The organism is Kribbella sp. NPDC051137 (assembly GCF_040682535.1).
In the GTDB taxonomy this organism is placed as follows: Bacteria; Actinomycetota; Actinomycetes; order Propionibacteriales; family Kribbellaceae; genus Kribbella; species Kribbella karoonensis.
The window spans coordinates 1,052,048-1,069,550 of the sequence record NZ_JBFBBI010000002.1 but is presented as its reverse complement, the minus strand read 5'-3'; the positions used below and the strand labels follow the sequence as shown (position 1 = coordinate 1,069,550).

Annotated in this window: 22 protein-coding genes; 9 read left to right on the top strand and 13 right to left on the bottom strand. The window is 69.7% G+C overall.

Features of this window, described 5'->3' with window-relative positions:
* Positions 1 to 81: 81 nt before the first annotated feature.
* A complete protein-coding gene (locus AB0M51_RS12665) occupies positions 82 to 3,480 on the bottom strand; it encodes a beta-N-acetylglucosaminidase domain-containing protein (protein ID WP_344187677.1) in 3,399 nt (1,132 codons plus the stop codon).
* Positions 3,481 to 3,633: 153 nt separating this feature from the next.
* Here AB0M51_RS12665 and AB0M51_RS12660 point away from each other — a divergent pair, with 153 nt between their 5' ends.
* The 3 genes from AB0M51_RS12660 to AB0M51_RS12650 are packed head-to-tail and all read left to right on the top strand — an operon-like array spanning position 3,634 to position 5,154.
* Positions 3,634 to 4,128 carry a DUF3592 domain-containing protein gene (locus tag AB0M51_RS12660; RefSeq protein ID WP_344187678.1) on the top strand — a complete coding sequence of 165 codons (495 nt, stop codon included), beginning with the start codon at positions 3,634 to 3,636 and terminating at the stop codon, positions 4,126 to 4,128.
* 40 nt (positions 4,129 to 4,168) lie between these two features.
* Positions 4,169 to 4,639, top strand: coding sequence for an SRPBCC domain-containing protein (locus AB0M51_RS12655; RefSeq protein ID WP_344187679.1), 471 nt, complete (start codon positions 4,169 to 4,171; stop codon positions 4,637 to 4,639).
* On the top strand, positions 4,639 to 5,154 hold the full coding sequence (locus tag AB0M51_RS12650) for a hypothetical protein (protein WP_344187680.1): 516 nt from the start codon (positions 4,639 to 4,641) through the stop codon (positions 5,152 to 5,154). Before AB0M51_RS12655 ends, AB0M51_RS12650 begins: the two co-directional genes overlap by 1 nt.
* Here AB0M51_RS12650 and AB0M51_RS12645 read toward each other — a convergent pair.
* Genes AB0M51_RS12645 through AB0M51_RS12635 form a run of 3 tightly spaced genes read right to left on the bottom strand, consistent with a single transcriptional unit; the run spans position 5,144 to position 8,678 of the window.
* Positions 5,144 to 5,635 carry a hypothetical protein gene (locus AB0M51_RS12645; RefSeq protein WP_344187681.1) on the bottom strand — a complete coding sequence of 164 codons (492 nt, stop codon included), beginning with the start codon at positions 5,633 to 5,635 and terminating at the stop codon, positions 5,144 to 5,146. The genes AB0M51_RS12650 and AB0M51_RS12645 overlap by 11 nt on opposite strands.
* A 5-nt stretch (positions 5,636 to 5,640) precedes the next feature.
* On the bottom strand, positions 5,641 to 8,073 hold the full coding sequence (locus tag AB0M51_RS12640) for a molybdopterin-dependent oxidoreductase (RefSeq protein WP_344187682.1): 2,433 nt from the start codon (positions 8,071 to 8,073) through the stop codon (positions 5,641 to 5,643).
* 5 nt (positions 8,074 to 8,078) lie between these two features.
* The gene (locus AB0M51_RS12635; RefSeq protein ID WP_344187683.1) at positions 8,079 to 8,678 is read right to left on the bottom strand and encodes an NAD(P)H-dependent oxidoreductase; all 600 of its coding nucleotides are present in this window, start codon (positions 8,676 to 8,678) and stop codon (positions 8,079 to 8,081) included.
* Positions 8,679 to 8,757: 79 nt separating this feature from the next.
* Here AB0M51_RS12635 and AB0M51_RS12630 point away from each other — a divergent pair, with 79 nt between their 5' ends.
* The 3 genes from AB0M51_RS12630 (at position 8,758) to AB0M51_RS12620 (ending at position 10,884) form a co-directional block, all read left to right on the top strand.
* Positions 8,758 to 9,234 (top strand): DUF6328 family protein, encoded by a 477-nt coding sequence (locus tag AB0M51_RS12630; protein ID WP_344187684.1) that lies wholly within the window; start codon positions 8,758 to 8,760, stop codon positions 9,232 to 9,234.
* A 96-nt stretch (positions 9,235 to 9,330) separates the two neighbouring features.
* Complete coding sequence (locus AB0M51_RS12625) at positions 9,331 to 10,110, top strand: sigma-70 family RNA polymerase sigma factor (RefSeq protein ID WP_344187685.1); 780 nt, start codon at positions 9,331 to 9,333, stop codon at positions 10,108 to 10,110.
* Between the two features lie 45 nt (positions 10,111 to 10,155).
* Positions 10,156 to 10,884, top strand: coding sequence for a GAF and ANTAR domain-containing protein (locus AB0M51_RS12620; protein ID WP_344187686.1), 729 nt, complete (start codon positions 10,156 to 10,158; stop codon positions 10,882 to 10,884).
* 4 nt (positions 10,885 to 10,888) lie between these two features.
* On the opposite strand, the gene AB0M51_RS12615 is transcribed toward AB0M51_RS12620, so the two are convergent.
* Genes AB0M51_RS12615 through AB0M51_RS12585 form a run of 7 tightly spaced genes read right to left on the bottom strand, consistent with a single transcriptional unit; the run spans position 10,889 to position 15,264 of the window.
* On the bottom strand, positions 10,889 to 12,631 hold the full coding sequence (locus tag AB0M51_RS12615; protein WP_344187687.1) for a proton-conducting transporter membrane subunit: 1,743 nt from the start codon (positions 12,629 to 12,631) through the stop codon (positions 10,889 to 10,891).
* Positions 12,628 to 12,996: a sodium:proton antiporter gene (locus AB0M51_RS12610; RefSeq protein WP_344187688.1), complete on the bottom strand. Its 369-nt coding sequence runs from the start codon at positions 12,994 to 12,996 to the stop codon at positions 12,628 to 12,630. Before AB0M51_RS12610 ends, AB0M51_RS12615 begins: the two co-directional genes overlap by 4 nt.
* Positions 12,993 to 13,904, bottom strand: coding sequence for an MnhB domain-containing protein (locus AB0M51_RS12605; protein ID WP_344187689.1), 912 nt, complete (start codon positions 13,902 to 13,904; stop codon positions 12,993 to 12,995). The genes AB0M51_RS12610 and AB0M51_RS12605 overlap by 4 nt, the downstream gene beginning before the upstream one ends.
* On the bottom strand, positions 13,901 to 14,194 hold the full coding sequence (locus AB0M51_RS12600; protein ID WP_344187690.1) for a DUF4040 domain-containing protein: 294 nt from the start codon (positions 14,192 to 14,194) through the stop codon (positions 13,901 to 13,903). Before AB0M51_RS12600 ends, AB0M51_RS12605 begins: the two co-directional genes overlap by 4 nt.
* Positions 14,191 to 14,517, bottom strand: a complete 327-nt coding sequence (gene mnhG, locus AB0M51_RS12595; RefSeq protein WP_344187691.1) for a monovalent cation/H(+) antiporter subunit G — start codon at positions 14,515 to 14,517, stop codon at positions 14,191 to 14,193. The genes AB0M51_RS12600 and mnhG overlap by 4 nt, the downstream gene beginning before the upstream one ends.
* Positions 14,514 to 14,774: a monovalent cation/H+ antiporter complex subunit F gene (locus tag AB0M51_RS12590; RefSeq protein ID WP_344187692.1), complete on the bottom strand. Its 261-nt coding sequence runs from the start codon at positions 14,772 to 14,774 to the stop codon at positions 14,514 to 14,516. Before AB0M51_RS12590 ends, mnhG begins: the two co-directional genes overlap by 4 nt.
* Positions 14,767 to 15,264 carry a Na+/H+ antiporter subunit E gene (locus tag AB0M51_RS12585; protein ID WP_344187693.1) on the bottom strand — a complete coding sequence of 166 codons (498 nt, stop codon included), beginning with the start codon at positions 15,262 to 15,264 and terminating at the stop codon, positions 14,767 to 14,769. The genes AB0M51_RS12590 and AB0M51_RS12585 overlap by 8 nt, the downstream gene beginning before the upstream one ends.
* A gap of 98 nt (positions 15,265 to 15,362) precedes the next feature.
* Here AB0M51_RS12585 and AB0M51_RS12580 point away from each other — a divergent pair, with 98 nt between their 5' ends.
* Positions 15,363 to 15,590, top strand: a complete 228-nt coding sequence (locus AB0M51_RS12580; RefSeq protein ID WP_363749286.1) for a hypothetical protein — start codon at positions 15,363 to 15,365, stop codon at positions 15,588 to 15,590.
* A 109-nt stretch (positions 15,591 to 15,699) separates the two neighbouring features.
* Positions 15,700 to 15,858: a hypothetical protein gene (locus AB0M51_RS12575; RefSeq protein WP_363749284.1), complete on the top strand. Its 159-nt coding sequence runs from the start codon at positions 15,700 to 15,702 to the stop codon at positions 15,856 to 15,858.
* A gap of 35 nt (positions 15,859 to 15,893) precedes the next feature.
* On the opposite strand, the gene AB0M51_RS12570 is transcribed toward AB0M51_RS12575, so the two are convergent.
* Entirely contained in the window at positions 15,894 to 16,316 is a 423-nt protein-coding gene (locus AB0M51_RS12570) for a hypothetical protein (RefSeq protein WP_363749282.1), read from the bottom strand.
* A gap of 100 nt (positions 16,317 to 16,416) precedes the next feature.
* Between AB0M51_RS12570 and AB0M51_RS12565 the strand changes: the two genes are divergently transcribed.
* A complete protein-coding gene (locus AB0M51_RS12565) occupies positions 16,417 to 16,812 on the top strand; it encodes a VOC family protein (RefSeq protein WP_363749280.1) in 396 nt (131 codons plus the stop codon).
* A 13-nt stretch (positions 16,813 to 16,825) separates the two neighbouring features.
* On the opposite strand, the gene AB0M51_RS12560 is transcribed toward AB0M51_RS12565, so the two are convergent.
* Entirely contained in the window at positions 16,826 to 17,395 is a 570-nt protein-coding gene (locus tag AB0M51_RS12560) for a hypothetical protein (protein ID WP_363749278.1), read from the bottom strand.
* Positions 17,396 to 17,503: the final 108 nt, after the last annotated feature.

The following is a 17,503-nucleotide window of genomic DNA, read 5'->3' as shown; positions in this document are numbered from 1 at the left end:
CCTCCACCGTAGATCGCCGTGCCGCGGCACACACACGCCTCTCAGCGTCCTCTCATGTCGAGTGGCCGGACTGGGCACCTGTCAGACGGCCGGGTAGACCTCCAGCTCGTAGAGCGAGTAGCCGTACTGCGTGGCACGGTGGACGCCTTGCAGGCGGACGTAGCGGGCGGTGGTGTCGAGCCAGAGCGTGTCGACGCCACCGTCACCGTTCGTCACCTCGGTCGCGGTGGTCCAGGTCGTCCCGTCGTCCGACACCTGGATCCGGTACGCCGATCCGTACGCCGTCTCCCAGCGAAGCACGAGCTTGCCGAGGCGGGTCGGCGTACCGAGGTCGGCCTGCAACCAGGAGGCGTCGTCGTAGCCGGACGCCCAGCGGGTGCCGGTGTCGCCGTCGACGGCCAGGTCGGCGGTGAACGACGTACCCGGTTCGGTGCTGGAGGCAACGACCGGGCGGTGCAGGGCGACGTTCGTGGTCGAGGTGCGCGGGCGGACGGCGACTCGCAGTACGGCGTCGAAGCCGGTCTGGCCGACGGTGAGTCTGATCGGGATGTCCACGTCGGCCAGGGGTGCGTCGGCGGGCGGTGTCAGCTTGACCGGGACGGACTGGGTGAAGCCGCGCTTGACGGTCACGGTGGAGGGCGCGTCGACCGTCCAGCCCGCGGGCGCGGTGACGGCGACGGTCCCGTCGACGTCCACGCCGCGCTCGGCGGCCACGTCCACGGTGAAGGTCGACGTCTCGCCGCGGATCACGTCGGCGCGGTTCTCGTCGACGCGTAGCGCGGCGAGCGGGGTGTCCGACCACAGCGGCACCACCTCGGCCACGGTCGGCGTACCGCCCGTCCACACCAGCCGTACGGCGTCCGCCTTCAGGTCCGGCACCGGAAGCTCGGCGTACGCCGACGACACCGTGCCGATCCGCTGCCACACTCCCCCGACCTGGACCTCCACGTCCGCCGAACCGACGCTCCCCTGGAGGATCGTGAGACCGGCCAGCTCCCGCGGTGCCGACAATCCGATTGTCAACAGATCACCGGCGACGGGTGCGGTCGACGGCACGTACGCCGTGTCGAGGTTGCCGTCCACCGCCTGCCGGAACGCCGAGCCCGCCGCCGGGGCCGGCGCACCGCTCGCGGTCAGTGTGGTCGTCCGCCCGCCGGTCGTCTCGACCGTGAACTCGCGAACCACCAGCCAGTAGTCGCTCGCGCTCAACGAGCGGTACCGGACGTAGCGCGCGGCCGTGCCCGCCGGAGCAGTGGCGCGGACCTCGGCCGTCGTCGCGCGGGTGAGCTCGGTCCAGCGGGTGCCGTCCGGCGAGTACTCCAGGACACCCGAGTGGATGTAGTCGTTCGGGCTGGACGTCTTCCCCATCAGGAGGGTGATCAATCCGATTGTCGACAGTTGACCGAGATCGACGCGCACCTCGGAGCCGGTGCTCGGCGCGCCGTTGCTCCAGTAGAACGTGTTCGGGTCGCCGTCGAGCATCCGGGCCGGCACGTTGTCCTGGTACGTGCCGAGGTTGGTCGTCGCCGTCCGTCCGGGCTGGACACCGAGCCAGCGGTCGTGGACGCGGGCGGTCTCGGCGATCAGCTCGTCGACGACCCCCTCGCCGATCCGCGGGTAGGTGCCGCTGTGCGGGAGCCGGCTGTCGCGGATCGCCTTCGCCTGGACGACGAGTGCGTTCACCTGCTGCCGCGCGGCCCAGGCGCCCGCTCCGTCACCGGCGTCCAGGGCGGCCAGCAGGTCGAGCGCGCGGTCCATCGCCCGGCCCCACAGTTCCGTTGCCTTCAGCCACGATTCCGCCTGGTCGGCGAACGCCGGGTCGACCACCTTCGCGCGGATCGTGGCCGGGGCGGCCGCGATCGCCGCCACCTTCGGCCGCAGTACGGCGATCGCGTCGGCGCGCCGGCCCGACCGCCACAGCTGCCAGAACTGGTCGACCGCGGCCGCGAACACGGGCGCACTCTCCGGGTGCAGCGTGCCGTCGTAGGTGTTGAGGTCGGCGAACACCTCGAGTGCGGCGGTCCCGGCCGGGTCGCCGCTCGCCCGCTCGGCGAGGGCCCGGCGCCAGGACGCCTGCGGGTCGTACGTCGCCGGATTCCACCCGAGTTCGGCGAACGAGTACAGCGCGACCTTGCTGACCGCGGCCTGGTTCATCGGGTTCGAGACGACGCCGGCGACGCTGTCCGCGATCGCGGGTTCGCGGCCCGTGTACGGCGCGAGCAGCAGCCGGCCGGCCGCGTAGTCGTTGACCGGGTAGTTGTCCCAGATCAGGATGTCGTGACCGAACACCGCCTTCGCCTGGGCGGCCTGTGCGGCGGTGATCGTGCGCGGCACCACCCCGATCCCGGTCCAGTGCACGACCACATGGCTGTCGAGCTGCTCCCGCAGGGCCTTCTTGTACGGCGTCTCGCTGACGTTGTAGTACTCCGTCGGCACCATCTGCAGCGGGGCGACGTCCGGCTTGGACGCGACCCATTCGCGCTGCACCCGGTTCAGCAGGTCGCTCTGCGCCCGCCCTGCGGCGCCACCGCCCGTCCCGTACTTCGCCTTGTCCGCGTCGCAGTGCCAGGTGTTGTAGTCGATGTCGTCGAGCGGCACGTTGAACGAGCGCGCGCCGACGTCGTACAGCGCCTGGAACTTCGCGATCAGCGCCTGGAAGTCGGTCTCGGACGTGTAGCAGATCGACAACCCTGGCGACAGCGCGAACGTGAAATCGACCTTGTTCTGCCGGGCCCGAGCGACCAACGAGGCGAGCTGCGCGAGCTTGTCCGCAGGGTACGGGTCACGCCACTGCTCTCGGTGGTACGGGTCGTCCTTCGGCGCGTACTCGTAGGTGTTCATCCGGTGCTCGCCGAGGTAGCTGAGCTCGTCGAGACGGTCCGCCTGCGACCACGGCGTACCGTAGAAGCCCTCGATCGCGCCGCGGTATCGCATCGTCGGCCAGTCCCGGATCGCGACGCCGGGCAACCAGTCGCGGCCGGCCACGCCGGAGCCGTCCTGGATCAGCTGCGCGAGCGACTGCGCCGCGTAGAAGGTGCCGTCGCCGTCGACGCCGTCCAGCACCACCTGGGCGCGGTCGTCGCCGTCCCGGCCGGCCGCGAGTACGTACCCTTCGGCGGGGAGACCGGTGCTGTCCGCCACGTGCAGCGCGGAGAGCACCGCCGTGTCGCGGCCGAGCCAGATCGTGGTCGGCGTACCCGGGTCGGTGCCGTCGGTGGTCCGGATCGTCGTCACGCCGGCGCGGGACAGTGCCTGCCGTACGACGCGCTCGGCGTCGGCGTCGGTGCGCGCGGTCCGGACGAGGCCGACGACCGGGGTGATCGGGAAGCCGTCGGAGCGCTGCACGAGCTGCTGCGGCGCGGGTGAGACCGCGGGAGCGGCAGCCTTCGGTGCGAGTGGCAGGGTCGCGCCGGCCGGTGGCGCGAGTGTGAACGGGGCGGCCAGGGCGAGCACGCAGACAGCAGACCGGAGCAGGCGCATCGAGTCTCCTCGGGCAGGCGGGTGCCGACAGTTAGCCATTGCGCAGAACTGCTCGTCAAGGGGTGAAGACAGGCATCTTCAGACAGTCACAACGGCGGCGCGGCGCGCCGGTTCGAGTGGACAGAACACCACCGCTGAGTTCTCTTGAGAGGTGTGAGCACCCAGTACTCGGCGCGGCGGCTGACCCGCCGGAAGCGACTGGGCGCCGCCGTTACCTGGATCGTGTTCACCGCGATGGCCGTCGGCCTCTTCGCGGCCGGTGTCGTCACGCTGATCTGGGGCGTCCACCGGATCAACGACCTCGGTGACCTGGCCGACCACCAGGCCCGTGCCCGCGGCGAGATCGTCGCCACCCGCAAGCTTCCACACGAGCCCCAGGGCACCGGCGGCGGCACCGAGGTCACCGTCGGCTTCCGGTCCGCGGACGGAAGTTTCCACACCACCACCCAACCGGTCCAGTTGTGGAGCCGCGCCCGGCACATCGGCGACAAGGTCGACGTCGTCTACGACCAGCGCAACCCGGACTCGTTCTACACCACGTCGCTCGGCGTCGAACGCTTCCGCGACATCCTGATCCTCGTGCTGGCCGCCACGCTGCTGGTCGGCAGCACGATCGGCTACATCAACTACGTCCGGGATCCCTGGTAGCCACGACTACCCGTGGCGAACCTTGGGCACTGGTGTGTGTATGGCGCGTACAACGACACACCCAGGACGGACGGTTCGGGCGCCCCAACTCAGGTATGTCAGGACGCTGATTTGTGACGCGGACCGCCTGTGGAACCTCATCACCAGACCGGAACTCCTCGGCAGCTGGCTCGGTTCGACGCAGCTGAGCGACACGCAGTACGGCGGTTTCCTGGTCGCGACCGGCCCACAGGAGCACGAGACCGGGCTCGTCACGACGTGCGACCCGCCGCACTACTTCCAGGCCGACTTCGACAACCCGCCGCACGGGCCGAGCACGGTCCTGGTGGACGTCGTTCCGGCGCGGACCGGCTCGCACCTGATCCTGACGCACGGTGGCATCTCGCCCGGCCGCGTCCACCATTACGACGTCTTCTGGACAAGAGCCCTCGACCGGCTCACCCAGGCGGCCGCGGGCAATGCCCCGCTGTCCAAGGGCACCCAACTGCCGACGTCGGCGGGAGGCACCTGATGTACGACGTGCTGGTACTCGTCGAGGAAGAACTGAGCGCCCCGGACGCGGAGCGGCTGGTCGACCTGTACGCCGGTACGCCGGAACCTGTCCGGTTCCACCTGATCGTCCCGTGCGAGGACGCCCAGGCCCAGGTCGAAGCCTCGCTGGCGGGCATCGCGGGCTCCGACGTGTTCGGGATGACGGGACCGCGGTACGCCATGCGCCCGGACGAGGACGTCCGCCGGGCCGCGGAGGAGGCACAACACGCGGTCGACGCGCAGGCGACGGCCGCCGTCGAACGCGGCGTCGGCCGGCTTCGTTCGCACGGCCGGGAGGCGGACGGCAGCATCACCCACCGTCCACCGATCGACGCGCTGAAGGACATGCACGGCCAGGAGGTCGTCGTACTGACCCGTCCACACGTCATCGCCGAGCTGCTCCACGTCGACTGGTCGGCCCAGGCCCGCCGGCACCTCGGCGTACCGGTGCTGCACCTGCTCGAACAGCACCCGGAGGATCCGCCTAAGGCGTGACCATGATCTGCGCTGCGTTGGTCTTCAGGGACGCGTTGGCCCAACGAAGCTGACGGAGAGTCTGCGGGTGGCTGGCCTTCGTCAGGGAGAGCAACTCGGAGTCCTTCAGCGCCTGCGCGGTCTGCGCCAGCACCTCCCAGTCGAGTGACACGCCGGCTGCCTTGCGGTGGATCTCCCGGAGGTCTTTCAGCAGCAGGAGCGCGGGATCGTGGTACCCGCCGATCAGCTCGGCACCCTTCTGCCGGACCGCGGCCAGCAGCCCCGGTTCGTCGGCGGGCTCGGCGTCCAGTTCGACGCCGTAGTTCTTGCCGTGCTTCGCGAGCTCCCGGACATGCTCCTGCGACCACCGGGCGAGATCCCGGCCGAGGTAGAAGATGTCGTGGTCCGCCTTGTGCCGGCTGGACGCCTGCAGCAGCTCCGCGGCCAGGTCGTTCTCGGCGCGGTGCAGCTCCCGGATCGCCAGGCCCACCTTGTTCGTCATGCGTGTCACTCCTCGAAGTGCTCGACGACGGTCGCGTCGATACCGCCGACAGTCGGGCGGATGCCGCCGCCGACCGGTTTGGACGCCGTCGTGGTCGGCGCGGCCGAGGGTGCGTTGCCCAGGGCGACCCGCTCGACGCGCGCGGCCGCGCACTTGAACAACGGCTGCTTGGAGCACGGGTCCCAGTCCGTCACGGTCAGCTCGTTCGCGGCCCGCTCGGGCGGCCCGCCGGGAGCGTCCCAGTAGCCGTAATGGAACGGCAGGAACAGCGTCATCGGCCGGATCCCGCTGATCCGCAACCGGGCCTGCACACTCCCCCGCGGCGTACTGACCCGCAGCAGATCGCCTTCGTCCCACCCGTGCTGCTCGGCGTCGTACGCCGACAGCTCGACCCAGACCTCGGGCGCGGCGTTCCGCAGCTGGCGGACGCGGCCCGTCTTCGTCCGGGTGTGGAAGTGGTACAGGGTCCGCCCGGTCGTCAGCAGGTACGGGTACTCCGGCGTCGTCGGCTCGTGCGGCGGCACGTACTCCGCGGCCTTCAGCACCGCCTTCCCCGACGGGTTCAGCGCCTGGTACTCGACCGGATCCACCGGCGCCCCGGTCACCAGGTCCTTGCCGTAGCTCTCGCAGTACGACGGCGTACTCCAGAAGTCGCCGTCCACGTAGATGCGCTCGGTGCCGTCCGGATGCTCGGCGTTGCACGGCCACTGGATCCCACTGCCGCCGCGCAGCTTCTGGTAACTCATCCCGGTGTAGTCGCAGGGCCGGCCGGCGCTGCACTCCTTCCAGGCCTCGAACGCGCCCTCGGCGTCGGTCCACTTCACGAGCGGCCCGCCGTCCTTGTCCTTCAGCTCCAACCGCTGCGCGTAGTCGATGAAGATGTCCAGGTCGGCCCGCGCGGCGCCCGGCGGATCCACCGCCTTGTCGGACAGATGCACCGTACGGTCGGCGTTCGTGAACGTCCCGGTCTTCTCGCCCCACGTTGCCGCGGGCAACACCACGTCGGCGAGTTCCGCGGTCTCCGACCGGAAGATGTCCTGGACGACGAGGAACAACCGGTCCTGGGTGAGCAGCTTCCGGATCCGGTGCAGTTCGGGCAACGACACCGCCGGGTTCGTCCCGCTGACGTACAGGAACCGGATCGACCCGTCCTCGACGTACCGCAGCATCTGCATCAGGTGGGTCGGCTCGGAGTAGTGCGGGATCTGTTGCGGGTCGATGTTCCAGACTCGCGCGAGGTCGGCGACCTGGTCGTCGTTCGCCCAGTTCCGGAAGCCCGGCAGGTCACCGTCCGCGCCGCACTCACGGGTGTTCTGCGCGGTCGGCTGGCCGTTCATCTGCAGGATCCCGCAACCAGGCCGGCCCAGCATGCCGCGGAGCAGGTTGACGTTGTTGACCTGGACGGCGGCGGCGGTCGCCTGGTGCGACTGGTAGAAGCCTTGCAGGACGGTCGACAGCAGCCGTTCCGCCGTACCGAGCAGCCGTGCCGCGTCGCGGATGTCCCCCGGCTGGAGGTCGCAGAGCTCGGCGGCCCATTCCGGGTCGCAGCCCGCCACCTGCTTCGCTAGTTCGTCGTACCCGACGGTGTGCTGGTCGACGTACTGGCGGTCGACCCACTCGTTCTCGATGAGTTCGTGCAGGATCGCGTTCATCAGCGGGACGTTGGTCCCCGGGCGCGGCGCGAGATGGATCGTCGCAGCCTCGGCCACCGGCGTACGGCGTGGGTCGACGCAGAGGATCTTCGGCGGGTTCGGGCCCGCGAGGCGGTCCAGGATCCGCGTCCACAGCACCGTCTGCGTCTCCGCCATGTTGTGGCCGTAGAGCGCGATCACGTCGGCGTGGTCGATATCGGTGTACGACGCCGGCTGGCCGTCGCAGGCGAACGTCTCCTTCAGCGCCGCCGCCGCGGTCGCCGTACAGAGTCTGGTGTTGCCGTCCAGGTGGTTGGTGCCGATGCCGCCGTGGCCGATCAGGGCGAGCGTGTAGTACTCCTCGAGGAACAGCTGGCCGGTCGTGTAGAAGCCGATCGAGCTCGGACCGCGCTCGGCGAACAGTTCCTTCGTCCGCCCGGCGACCGCGGACATCGCGGTGTCCCAGTCGGTCTCCACCAGCTCCCCGTCCCGGCGGATCAGCGGTGCCGTCAGCCGGTCCGCGGAGTTGTTCGCCTGGTACCCGAACAGATCCTTCGGCCCCAGCCGGCCGTGGTTCACCCGGTCGACAGCGCGACCGCGGACACCGACGATGCGGCCGTCCTTGACCGCGATGTCCAGCCCGTCGCCGTTGGAGTGCAGGATCGCCGCCGACTGCACCCAGCGGTCGACCTCGTCCGGGCCGACCCCGTCGTCCAGCCGCAGGTCGACCCGCACCGGCCAGTCCTCCCCCGGTCCGTACGCCGCCCGTGTCCCCCAGGGCTCCGCGATCCGATCGATCGTCCCCATCGCGGTCAGCCGTTCTTCGGGATCGGGTGGGCTTCGAGGGCGCGCGCCACCGCGGCCAGGTTCGCCGCCATCGCCAGGCCCGTTCGCGCGGACCAGTCGTGGCCCTCGGCCGTCTCCGAGTAGCTCGGACCGGGGCCGGGGCCCCTGTTCCAGTACGTCCAGGCCTGCCCGGGGATCGTGTAACCGATGTCGCCGAGGGCGCCGCCGATCTCGGAGATCACGTGGTGCGCGCCGTCCTCGTTGCCGGTGACCACGACTCCGGCGACCCGGTTGTACGCGACCGGCCGCCCGTCGTCGGTCTCGGAGATCATCGCGTCCATCCGCTCGAGCATCCGCTGCGCGACCGACGACGGCCGACCCAGCCAGGTCGGCGTGGCGACCACCAGGATCTCGCTCCGCAGGAGCTTCTCGTGCACGGACGGCCATTCGTCGCCGGAGCCCTCGTCGCTCGTCACCCCGGGGCTGATCGCGAGGTCGACCAGTCGTAGCCACTCGACCTCCACCTTCTCGCGCTGCAGCCCGTCCGCCACGATCCCGGCCAGCTGCTCGGTGTTCGACCGTTCCGGCGACGCTTTCAGCGTGCAGTTCAGCACCAACGCCCGCATCATGACCTCCCTTGGTCGGGCGTCCGGTGCCCGGCCGTCCGTCCTGCATGCGCGTGGTGCCGCCGGGGTACGAGCAGGTATGGACAGGCTCTCGTACGAGCGCGAAGGCGAGACGTCCGGCGAGCGCCTCGACAGGCACTGGAACGAGTTGCTCCAGGAGTTGCGGCTCGTGCAGACCGGCACGCAGATCCTGTTCGCCTTCCTGCTCGGAATCGCGTTCCAGAACCAGTTCCACACCACGGACGGGTTCACTCATGCCGTGTACGCCTGCACGCTGACCGCCGCCGCTCTCGCGGTCGCGCTGTTCCTGGCCCCGGTCGCCTTTCACCGGTCCCTCTACCGGCAGGGTCTGCGCGACCACCTGGTACGGATCTCCGACCGGCTGGCCCGCGCGGGAATGGTGTTTCTGGTCGCCTCGATCTGCGGCGGGCTGCTGATCGCGCTGGACGTCGTCCTCCCCCGCGGTGCCGCCGTCGCGGTGGTCGCCGGCGTGCTGCTGTGGTTCCTGACGTTCTGGCTGGCGCTCCCGGCGTACGTCCGGCACAAACACCGATGATTCAGCTCGGTAACTCCGGGTACCCGGAGGTGGTCCCGGTTGCGGTCCAACCATGCGCCGCTCTGCCGGAACGGGCAAAAGGCAGGACAACCCGCAATGACAACGAGTAGTCCGGTCAAGGCGTCCCACGCCGAACAGTCCGCGCGGACCGAGCACCTGCTCCGGGCCGCGCACGCGAGCCGCGATCCACGCCGCGGCCGGCTCCGCGAGGAGGCGATCGTCAGCGGTATGCCGCTGGCCCGCACGATCGCCCGCCGGTACCGCGGGCGCGGCGTCGACACCGAGGACCTGGAGCAGATCGCCGTCGAACACCTCATCCGGGCTGTCCGCAACTATCGGCCGACCCCGGGCTCGGACTTCCGGTCGTACGCCGTACCGACGATCCGCGGCGGGATCCGGCACCACTTCCGCGACAACGCCTGGGCGATCAAGCTCCCGCGCCGGCTGCAGGAGATCCAGTCCCGGGTGAACGCCGTACAGACCACGCTCGCGGTCACGCTCGGTCACTGGCCCGACCACGCCGAGCTGGCTGCGGCGGTCGGCGTCGAGGTCGAGGAGATCGTCGAGGCCGAACGGGCCCGCGGCTGCTTCCAGCCGTCGTCGCTGGACGCCGAGCGGACCACCGACTCCGGCGCCCCGGCGTCCGTCCGCGAGGTCGCGCAACCGGGCAACACCTACGAGCTCGTCGACCAGGTCCACTCGCTGCGCCCGGTCGTCGAGAACCTCCCGGAGCGGGACCGGCTGATCCTGCGCCGGCGCTTCGTCGACCACTGCACGCAGGCCGAGATCGGCGCCGAGATCGGCGTCAGCCAGATGCAGGTGTCACGGCGCCTGCGGAACATCATCGGTCATCTGCAACTCGCGCTGTCAGCGTGACACGGCAGTCTGGGCTAACCACCTGCTGCGGTGCATGATGGGCTCGTGGCAGACACCGAACAAGAACTCACGGACGATCCTTTCGCGCGGAAGGATTTCGGGCAGACCGCGGACACATTCTCCAGGCTGGCGATGGAGATGCATGAGGCCCAGAGCATGGACGAGACCATTCAGATGGTGGTCGACTTCGCTCTGCAGGCGCTCACCTGTGAGTACGCGGGCGTCGCGCTGCGCACGGCCGGCGGCGGTCTGGAGATCCCGGCGGTCACCGATCCGGTAGTGGCCGGGATCTACGAGTTCCAGACCGCCGGCGGGGACGGCCCGCTGGTCCTGTGCATGCAGGAGCGGGCGACGGTTCTGGTGCCGGACGTCGTGGAGGACGCACGGTGGCTGAAGTGGGCGAAGAAGGTCCTCGACCTCGGGGTGCGCAGCGTTCTCGACGTGCCGCTGTGGACCTCGGCGGGACCCGTCGGCGTATTGGGTCTGTACAGCCGGCAGCCGGACGCCTTCGGGCCTGACGAGATCGCGGTCGCCTACATCCTGGCCCGGCACGCTGCCGTCGCCGTCGCGAGCGCCCGCCGCGAGGAGCACCTGAAGGTCGCGGTCGACGCGCGGAAGCTGGTCGGGCAGGCGATGGGCATCCTGATGGAGCGCTACAACCTGACCGGCGACCAGGCCTTCCAGGTCCTCCGCCGCTACTCCCAGGACACCAACACCAAGCTCCGCGACGTCGCCCAGCAACTCATCGACAGCCGGCGGCTCCCGTCCGTCTGATGCTTCAGGCCAGGGCCAGCAGTACGGCGGCGCAGGTGATGAGGCCGACGATCGAATACGCCGCGTAGTCGTTCACGGATCCGGTGTGCACGCGCCGGAGGAACGTGATCACCCGCGGCTCCGCGGACCGGCGTACGTACCAGGCGCACAGCAGGAGCCCCGCCGCGATGCAGCCGATCGCGATCAGCAGTTCGTCCGGTGCGAAGTAGTTGAACGGCGGAGGGGCCGGGTGCGGTCGCGCCTGGCCGGCGAGCGCCGCGGCGGCGTATCCGTTCGGGTCGAGCAGTACGGCGGCGGCCGGGGCGGCAAGGTGGTCGACGACGAAGCGCGGGACGACGCCGAACAGCACGCAGCCGGCCGCCAGCGCACCGAACGCGATCAGCGCGCCGGGTCGCCTGCGTTCGAGCGGGTCGTAGTCGTCGTCCCGCCGCCGGAAGAACGCGAGGTACGCCGCCCGGCCGAGCGCCGCGACCGTGATGACCTGCGCGACCAGTACCGCGCCGAACGCGGCCGGGTGGTCCGACCGGAGCGCGTCGTGGATCAGGCCCAGCGAGGCGTACCCGTTCAACGGCGGCACGCCCGCGATCGACGCCGTACCGAGCAGGAACGCCGCCGTCGCCAGCGGGCGGTGCCGCGCCAGGCCGCCCATCTGCGACAGCCTGGTCATCCCCGTCGCGTGCACGATCGCTCCCGCGCACAGGAAGAGCAGCGTCTTGAACAGGGCGTGATCGATCAGGTGGTAGACGAACCCGGTGACCGCGGTCATCGAACCGGCGCCGACGGCCGTCAGCAGCACTCCCATCTGGGAGACCGTGTCGTAGGCCAGCAGTCGTTTGAGATCGTCCTGGCCGAGGGCGAGTGCGGCGCCGGCGATCGCCGAGAGCGGGCCGAGGACGAGCAGGATGGCCGGCAGCGCAGCGCGGTGTACGGCGTACACGTCGAGCGCGAGGCGCGCGATCGCCACCACGCCGAGGTTGACCATCAGGCCGGAGAACAGCGCGGACACCGGGCCCGGCGCCGCCGAGTGGGCGTCGGCGAGCCAGCCGTGGAACGGCATCAGGCCGGCCTTCGTGCCGAACCCGGCGAGGAGCAGGGCGAGCGCTACGAGGTCCGCCGTACTGCCGGTCAGGGTGTGCTGCAGCTGCCCGAGGTTCAGCGCACCGTGCCGGGCGTAGAGGAGCGCCGTACCGACGAAGACGAAGAAGCCGGCCAGGTTGGTCAGCACCATCATCTTGAACGTCGCCTCCAGTGCCCACGGCCGCTCGAGGAAGAAGCCGGTCAGGCCGTAGCTCGCCAGCGCCGCGACTTCGAACCAGACGAACAGGTTGAGCAGGTCCGCGCTGAGCGCCGTACCGATCATTGCTGCGAGCAACAGTTGTGCGAGGCATGCGTACCACCCGGCCTCGTGAGCGCCCAATCCGCCGAGCTCCGAGAGGCTGTAGAGCAGCAGCAGCGTGCCGATCACCGCGGTCAGCAGCGCGTAGGTCAGTCCGAACGGTTCGGCGGTGAGGGTGATGCCGAGTTGCCGCCCGTTGATCGGGCCGACATTCCCGAGGGCGTGGCCGAGGACCTGCCCGCCGTATACGTCCGGAGCGAACAGCAGGAGGACGGCCGATGCACCGCCGAGCGCTAGCAACGACACGATCAGCGGGACCCGGGACGAGAGGTGGCTGAGCAGCGGCGCGAGGACGGCGCCGCCGATCGGAAGGACGATCGGCAGCGCGAGCAGCGCGGGGTTCACCGTCACCCGCAGAGGTCGCGGACCCGATCGGCGTCCAGTGTTCGGTAGTGCTGCGCGATCCGCACGACGGTGACCAGCAGTACGGCGGTCACGGCGACGCCGATCACGATCGCTGTCAGACAGATGTTCTGCAGCACCGGGTCGGCGACGTTGCCGGTCGCGAGGCCCTGCTCGGAGTTTCCCTTCGGTGGTCCCAGCAGTACCGGTGCGGTCGAGCCCCGCCGGTACGCCATCGACAACAGCAACAGGTAGCAGGACGACTCGACCAGCGAGAGGCCCATGACGATCTTGACCAGATTCCGCCGGGTCAGGATCACCACCACCCCGAGTCCGAACACCACCCCTGCCACCAGGTAGTTGGCAACGATCATTGTTCGTCCTTCCCGTCGCTGTCGTCGGGGTTCGCGGGGGTCCAGTCGTGGCGGACGGCGAGGATCGAGAAGATCACGATCGTCAGGCCGGTGCCGACCTCTATCAGCTCTGCCGCGGAGAAGGCTTGCATCGTGCCCCCGCTGCGGAATGTCCGTTCCGGTGCCAACGGCAACCAGTTCGCCCCGAACGAGCCGCGCAGGAACCCGAGTGCCAGGACGACGATCACGAGCAACGCACCGATCAGTTCCACGACCTCCAACGGCCCGGGCCGGACCACCCGGGCGATCCGGCGATACCCGAAGCCCGCGTACACGAGCAACACCAGCCCGACCAGCACAACCCCTGCCGGGAAGCCACCACCCGGCGAGTACCCCTGCAACATCAGATAGAGCCCCGCCACAGCCAGCACCGGCACCACCCACCGCACCGCGAGCCGGACCACCGCCGTCATCCCCCACGCCGGTTCCGGTGCGGCCGTCCCTACCTTCTCGGCATCCGGCGTCACCGCCGCGGCCGGCCGGCCTCCGCTCTCCCGGGCGTCGGCCTCCCGGGCCGATCGTTCGGACGGGCCGACGGGCTCGTCGCCCGGGTTCTCGTACTGTTGCTCCTCCTTGCCCGCTTCCTCCTCCCCGAAGTACTCCCGCCGGCGCTCACGATGACGCCCCAGCAGCAGCACGCTGACAACCGCCGCCAGCAACAAGAACGTCTCGCCGAACGTGTCGAACGCCCTGGTGCCGTACACGACCTCACTCACGGGCTCCGTCGTATGCCACTGCGGCAACGCGACCCTCAGCGCCTCCCTCGCGATCTGCGGCAGCCCGGCGCCCTCGCGCGGCAGATCGACGACACCCAGCGCGAGCACCCCGGCCGTCGCACCACCCAGCACCCAGCCGACAAGCGTCCTCATGACCGCTCGTCCGGCTCGTCGGCGGGTTCGCCGAGCTCGGTCCGGTCCTCGACGTCGGTCCGGACCTTCCCGATCGCGATCAGGTAAAGCGTCGGCAGCGCGATCGCTCCTACCACGACCTGGGCATGGGCATCGTCCGGAGCGCCGAGGACGACGAACAGCAGGCCGAGCACCGTACCGACCAACGACAACGCCATCGCGGCGCCGGCCAGATTCCGCAGCCGCACCACCAGCACGGCGCCGCCCAGCACCACAGCGAGACAAAGATAGTCGAGCACCCAGAAGGTCACGATCGCTCCCGTGGCTCGTCGACGACCGCGCCCGCCCACTGACGGATACCTGTCTTGTACGCCGCCCTGCCGAGCGCATGCGACGCCGCCGGGTTGAGCACCAGCAGCAGGAACGCCACCAGCAGCGCGTGTACGCCGTACTGCGACAGCACGCCCTTGCCGACGGCAACCGCGAGCAACGCGGGCACCGCGCCCATCGTGATCATCTTCGACGTGCACTGAATCCGCGAATAGACGTCCGGCATCCGCAGTACGCCGACCGCGCCCGAGAGCGAGAAGAACAGCCCGACCAGCGACAACACGACCACGATCGCCGCCCTCACAACAGACCACGCTCCAGGAACCGTGCCCAGACGAGCGCGCCGAGGTAGCCGAACGAGGCCATCCACAACGCGACGTCGAGATAGATGGTCCGATCGGCGAACGCCGCGAAGAACAGCAGCGCGAGCGTCGCCTGGGTGGACACCGCGTTCAGAGCCACCACCCGGTCCGTGACCGACGGCCCGATCGCGAGCCGCACCGCGAGCAGGCCCACCACCGCGAACTCGGCGATGGCGGACAATCCGAAGATGTCAGCCATCGCGGTCCCCCGTCAGCGCGGCGATCCGCCGCTCGAGCGGGCCGATGATGTCCTCGTACCGCCGGTCCCGGGGCGGGACGGCGATGCAGTGGTAGGCCAGCTCGCGACGCGACCGGTCGAGGTCGATGATCTGATTGTCGACAATCAGAGAGCTGACAATCCCCACCGCGGCCACCCGATCCGCATCGCCGAACCGGCTCCGCACCACCACCACGCCTGTTGCCAGTGGCAACGAGGGCGTCCAGATCCGGCGGGCGAGCGACAGATTGGCCCGCAGTATCTTGTAGGCGACGAACGGGACGAGCCGCAGCATCCGCACCGCCCGCCACGGAGGAACAACCGATCCGAGCGGCACGAGCGAGCCCGCGATCAGCAGGCTGACGACCAATCCGATCGCGGCCGACTCCACGGTCGGTGGTGAGGTCAGCAGTAGCCACACCAGGTAGCACCAGAAGGTCAGCGCCCCGACCGTCTTCGTGCGCGTGGTCATCCGCACTCCTTCCGCCGTCCAAGTGGTACCCGTGAACCGAGCGCCGCATTCGTTGCTTTCTGACAACGATGCCGGGTTGACGTGCGGCCGATCCGGAGGTGAGATGGAGGCGAACAGCCCTCCAGCAGCGCGGGGTCGCCGTTGTCCGCAAGGACCTGATGGACGAACTTCACGGTAGGGCCGACCGCGATCTCACCGTGGCGTCGATGGACGCCCGGCGGCCGCCGGAAGCTCGTCGCGGCAGCCACGTCCTCCGCGCCGCCACCCGGCGCCGGCAACCGGAGGGTGTCAGCTCGGTCGAGCCGGAATGCGTCGAGTGCGGTTAGCACGAGAACCGGGTCTCCCGCACTCCGGCCCACCGAGTGACGGATGCGTGTGACCGGGATGAGTGCGGGGCACCGGTGCGAGACCAACTCTGTTCGCGAGGAGGCTGACATGAGCTCGATTCCGACGCCGCAAGGCCCGGTGCCGCCGCTCGGCGACCCGGATCGTCTCGACCCAACCGACCCGGACGACCCGGACACCTCGCCGTCCCCGGACCCGGAGCCCGACCCGGACGAGGACCCCGACGAGCAACTCCCCCACGACAACTGACAGCAGTTCAAGGCCGGTGATCGGCCGCCGACTGGTCACGGCATCGGCGGCCGATCCCGCTCACCGCCGCCGCTTCGCGTTCCCGGCTCATCGGAATCGGAGCGGGTCTCCGCGACAGCAGGTGGTCCGTTCTGCGTGTCGTCTTCGTCGGGTGGGCTGAGTTGGGTGAGATCGAGGCGGTGGGTGCGGGTCAGGTACAGGGTGCCGCCGCCGACGATGGCGGCGACCACGAGGATCGCGCCCACGACCCAGGCAGAGCCGTTGTAGTCGCGTGGGCTGGAGTTCGCTGAGCCGGGCGGGTTCGGTGCCGGCGTGTTCGAGCCCAGGGTCGGTGTGGGCGACGGCGCGGCCGTCGAACTCGGGGCCGACGACGCGGCGTTCGCCTGGCCGGCCACAGCGGGCGCCAGTGCGATCACCAGCAGAGCCGCTGCAGCCAGCGTTCGCGATGCTCTGCTCATCATGACTTTCCGGTGCCCGCTCCCCACCATGACAAACCGACGGCTCGGACGCGAACTGGCACACCGTTAGGACACCGTTACACCGGGGAACCGGCCGGGCATGCCAACGAAACGCCCTGACGCAATCGGAGACCTTCGACTGGCCACGGTCTGTGTGAACGCGACCGACATGGACCGCGCCGCGGACTTCTGGTCGGCGGCTCTTGGGTACCGCCGTCCGGACCTGATCCGCGACAACGCCCAGTTCGCCAAGCTGGAGGACCCGGACGGTACCGGTCCCACTGTTCTTCTGCAGCGAGCAGAGTCGATCCCCAGCTCGCCGACCCCGGTGCATCTCGACCTGTACACCGCGGACCGCGACACCCACATCGAACGCCTCCTGAAGCTCGGCGCCACCCGCCCCGACCACTGGCCGTACCCCGCAGAACACGATTTCGTCGTACTGCGGGACACCGAGGGCAACGAGTTCTGCGTCATCAACGTCGCCGCCGACTGACCGCTCTCTCTCTTCAGTTGCTGTCGGTCAGGAAGCGGCGGGGGTCGCTGCCGGCGCTCGCGGAGGAGAAGAGCCAGGCTTGCAGTCCGTCGGGGTCGCGGCGTTCGAGTTCGTCGAGGCAGCGTTGCCGGGCCATGACCACGCGGAGACGCGCCTTCGCCGTCGGTGCCTGGTGCAGTTCGTCGTAGCTGTCCAGCCATTGGCGGCACAGTTGGCGCGTACCGACCGTTGCGTCGGGCATCTTCCTGTCGTGGACGCGGACGCCGTACAGCCGGAGCGCGGGCGGTGAGGTCGCGAGCAGTACGCCGAACATCGCCAGGGCGCCGAACCCCAGCAGTCTGATCAACGCCACCTCGCCGGCGGCCACCAGGAAGCCGACGACGGTCACCGTCACGACGTGGCGACGCCGTGATCGCGAGTTGTCGGTCCCGATCGCGAGCATGAGCCCGAACGGGACGGCCAGCGACGCCAGTATCATCCAGATCGCCGCCGGCAGGATCAGCACCGCGAGGATCACCGCGAGCAGCAGGAGTCCACCGGCGACGGTTCGCCACATCCAGCGATAGGTAAGCATCGCGGTCACGCGCACTCGATGCTGTCGACGATGTGTTCCTGCCGGTCGGTCGTGATCACCGCGAACGATCCGTCGTACTCGTTACCGCACACCTCACACACCGCCATGTGCACCTCC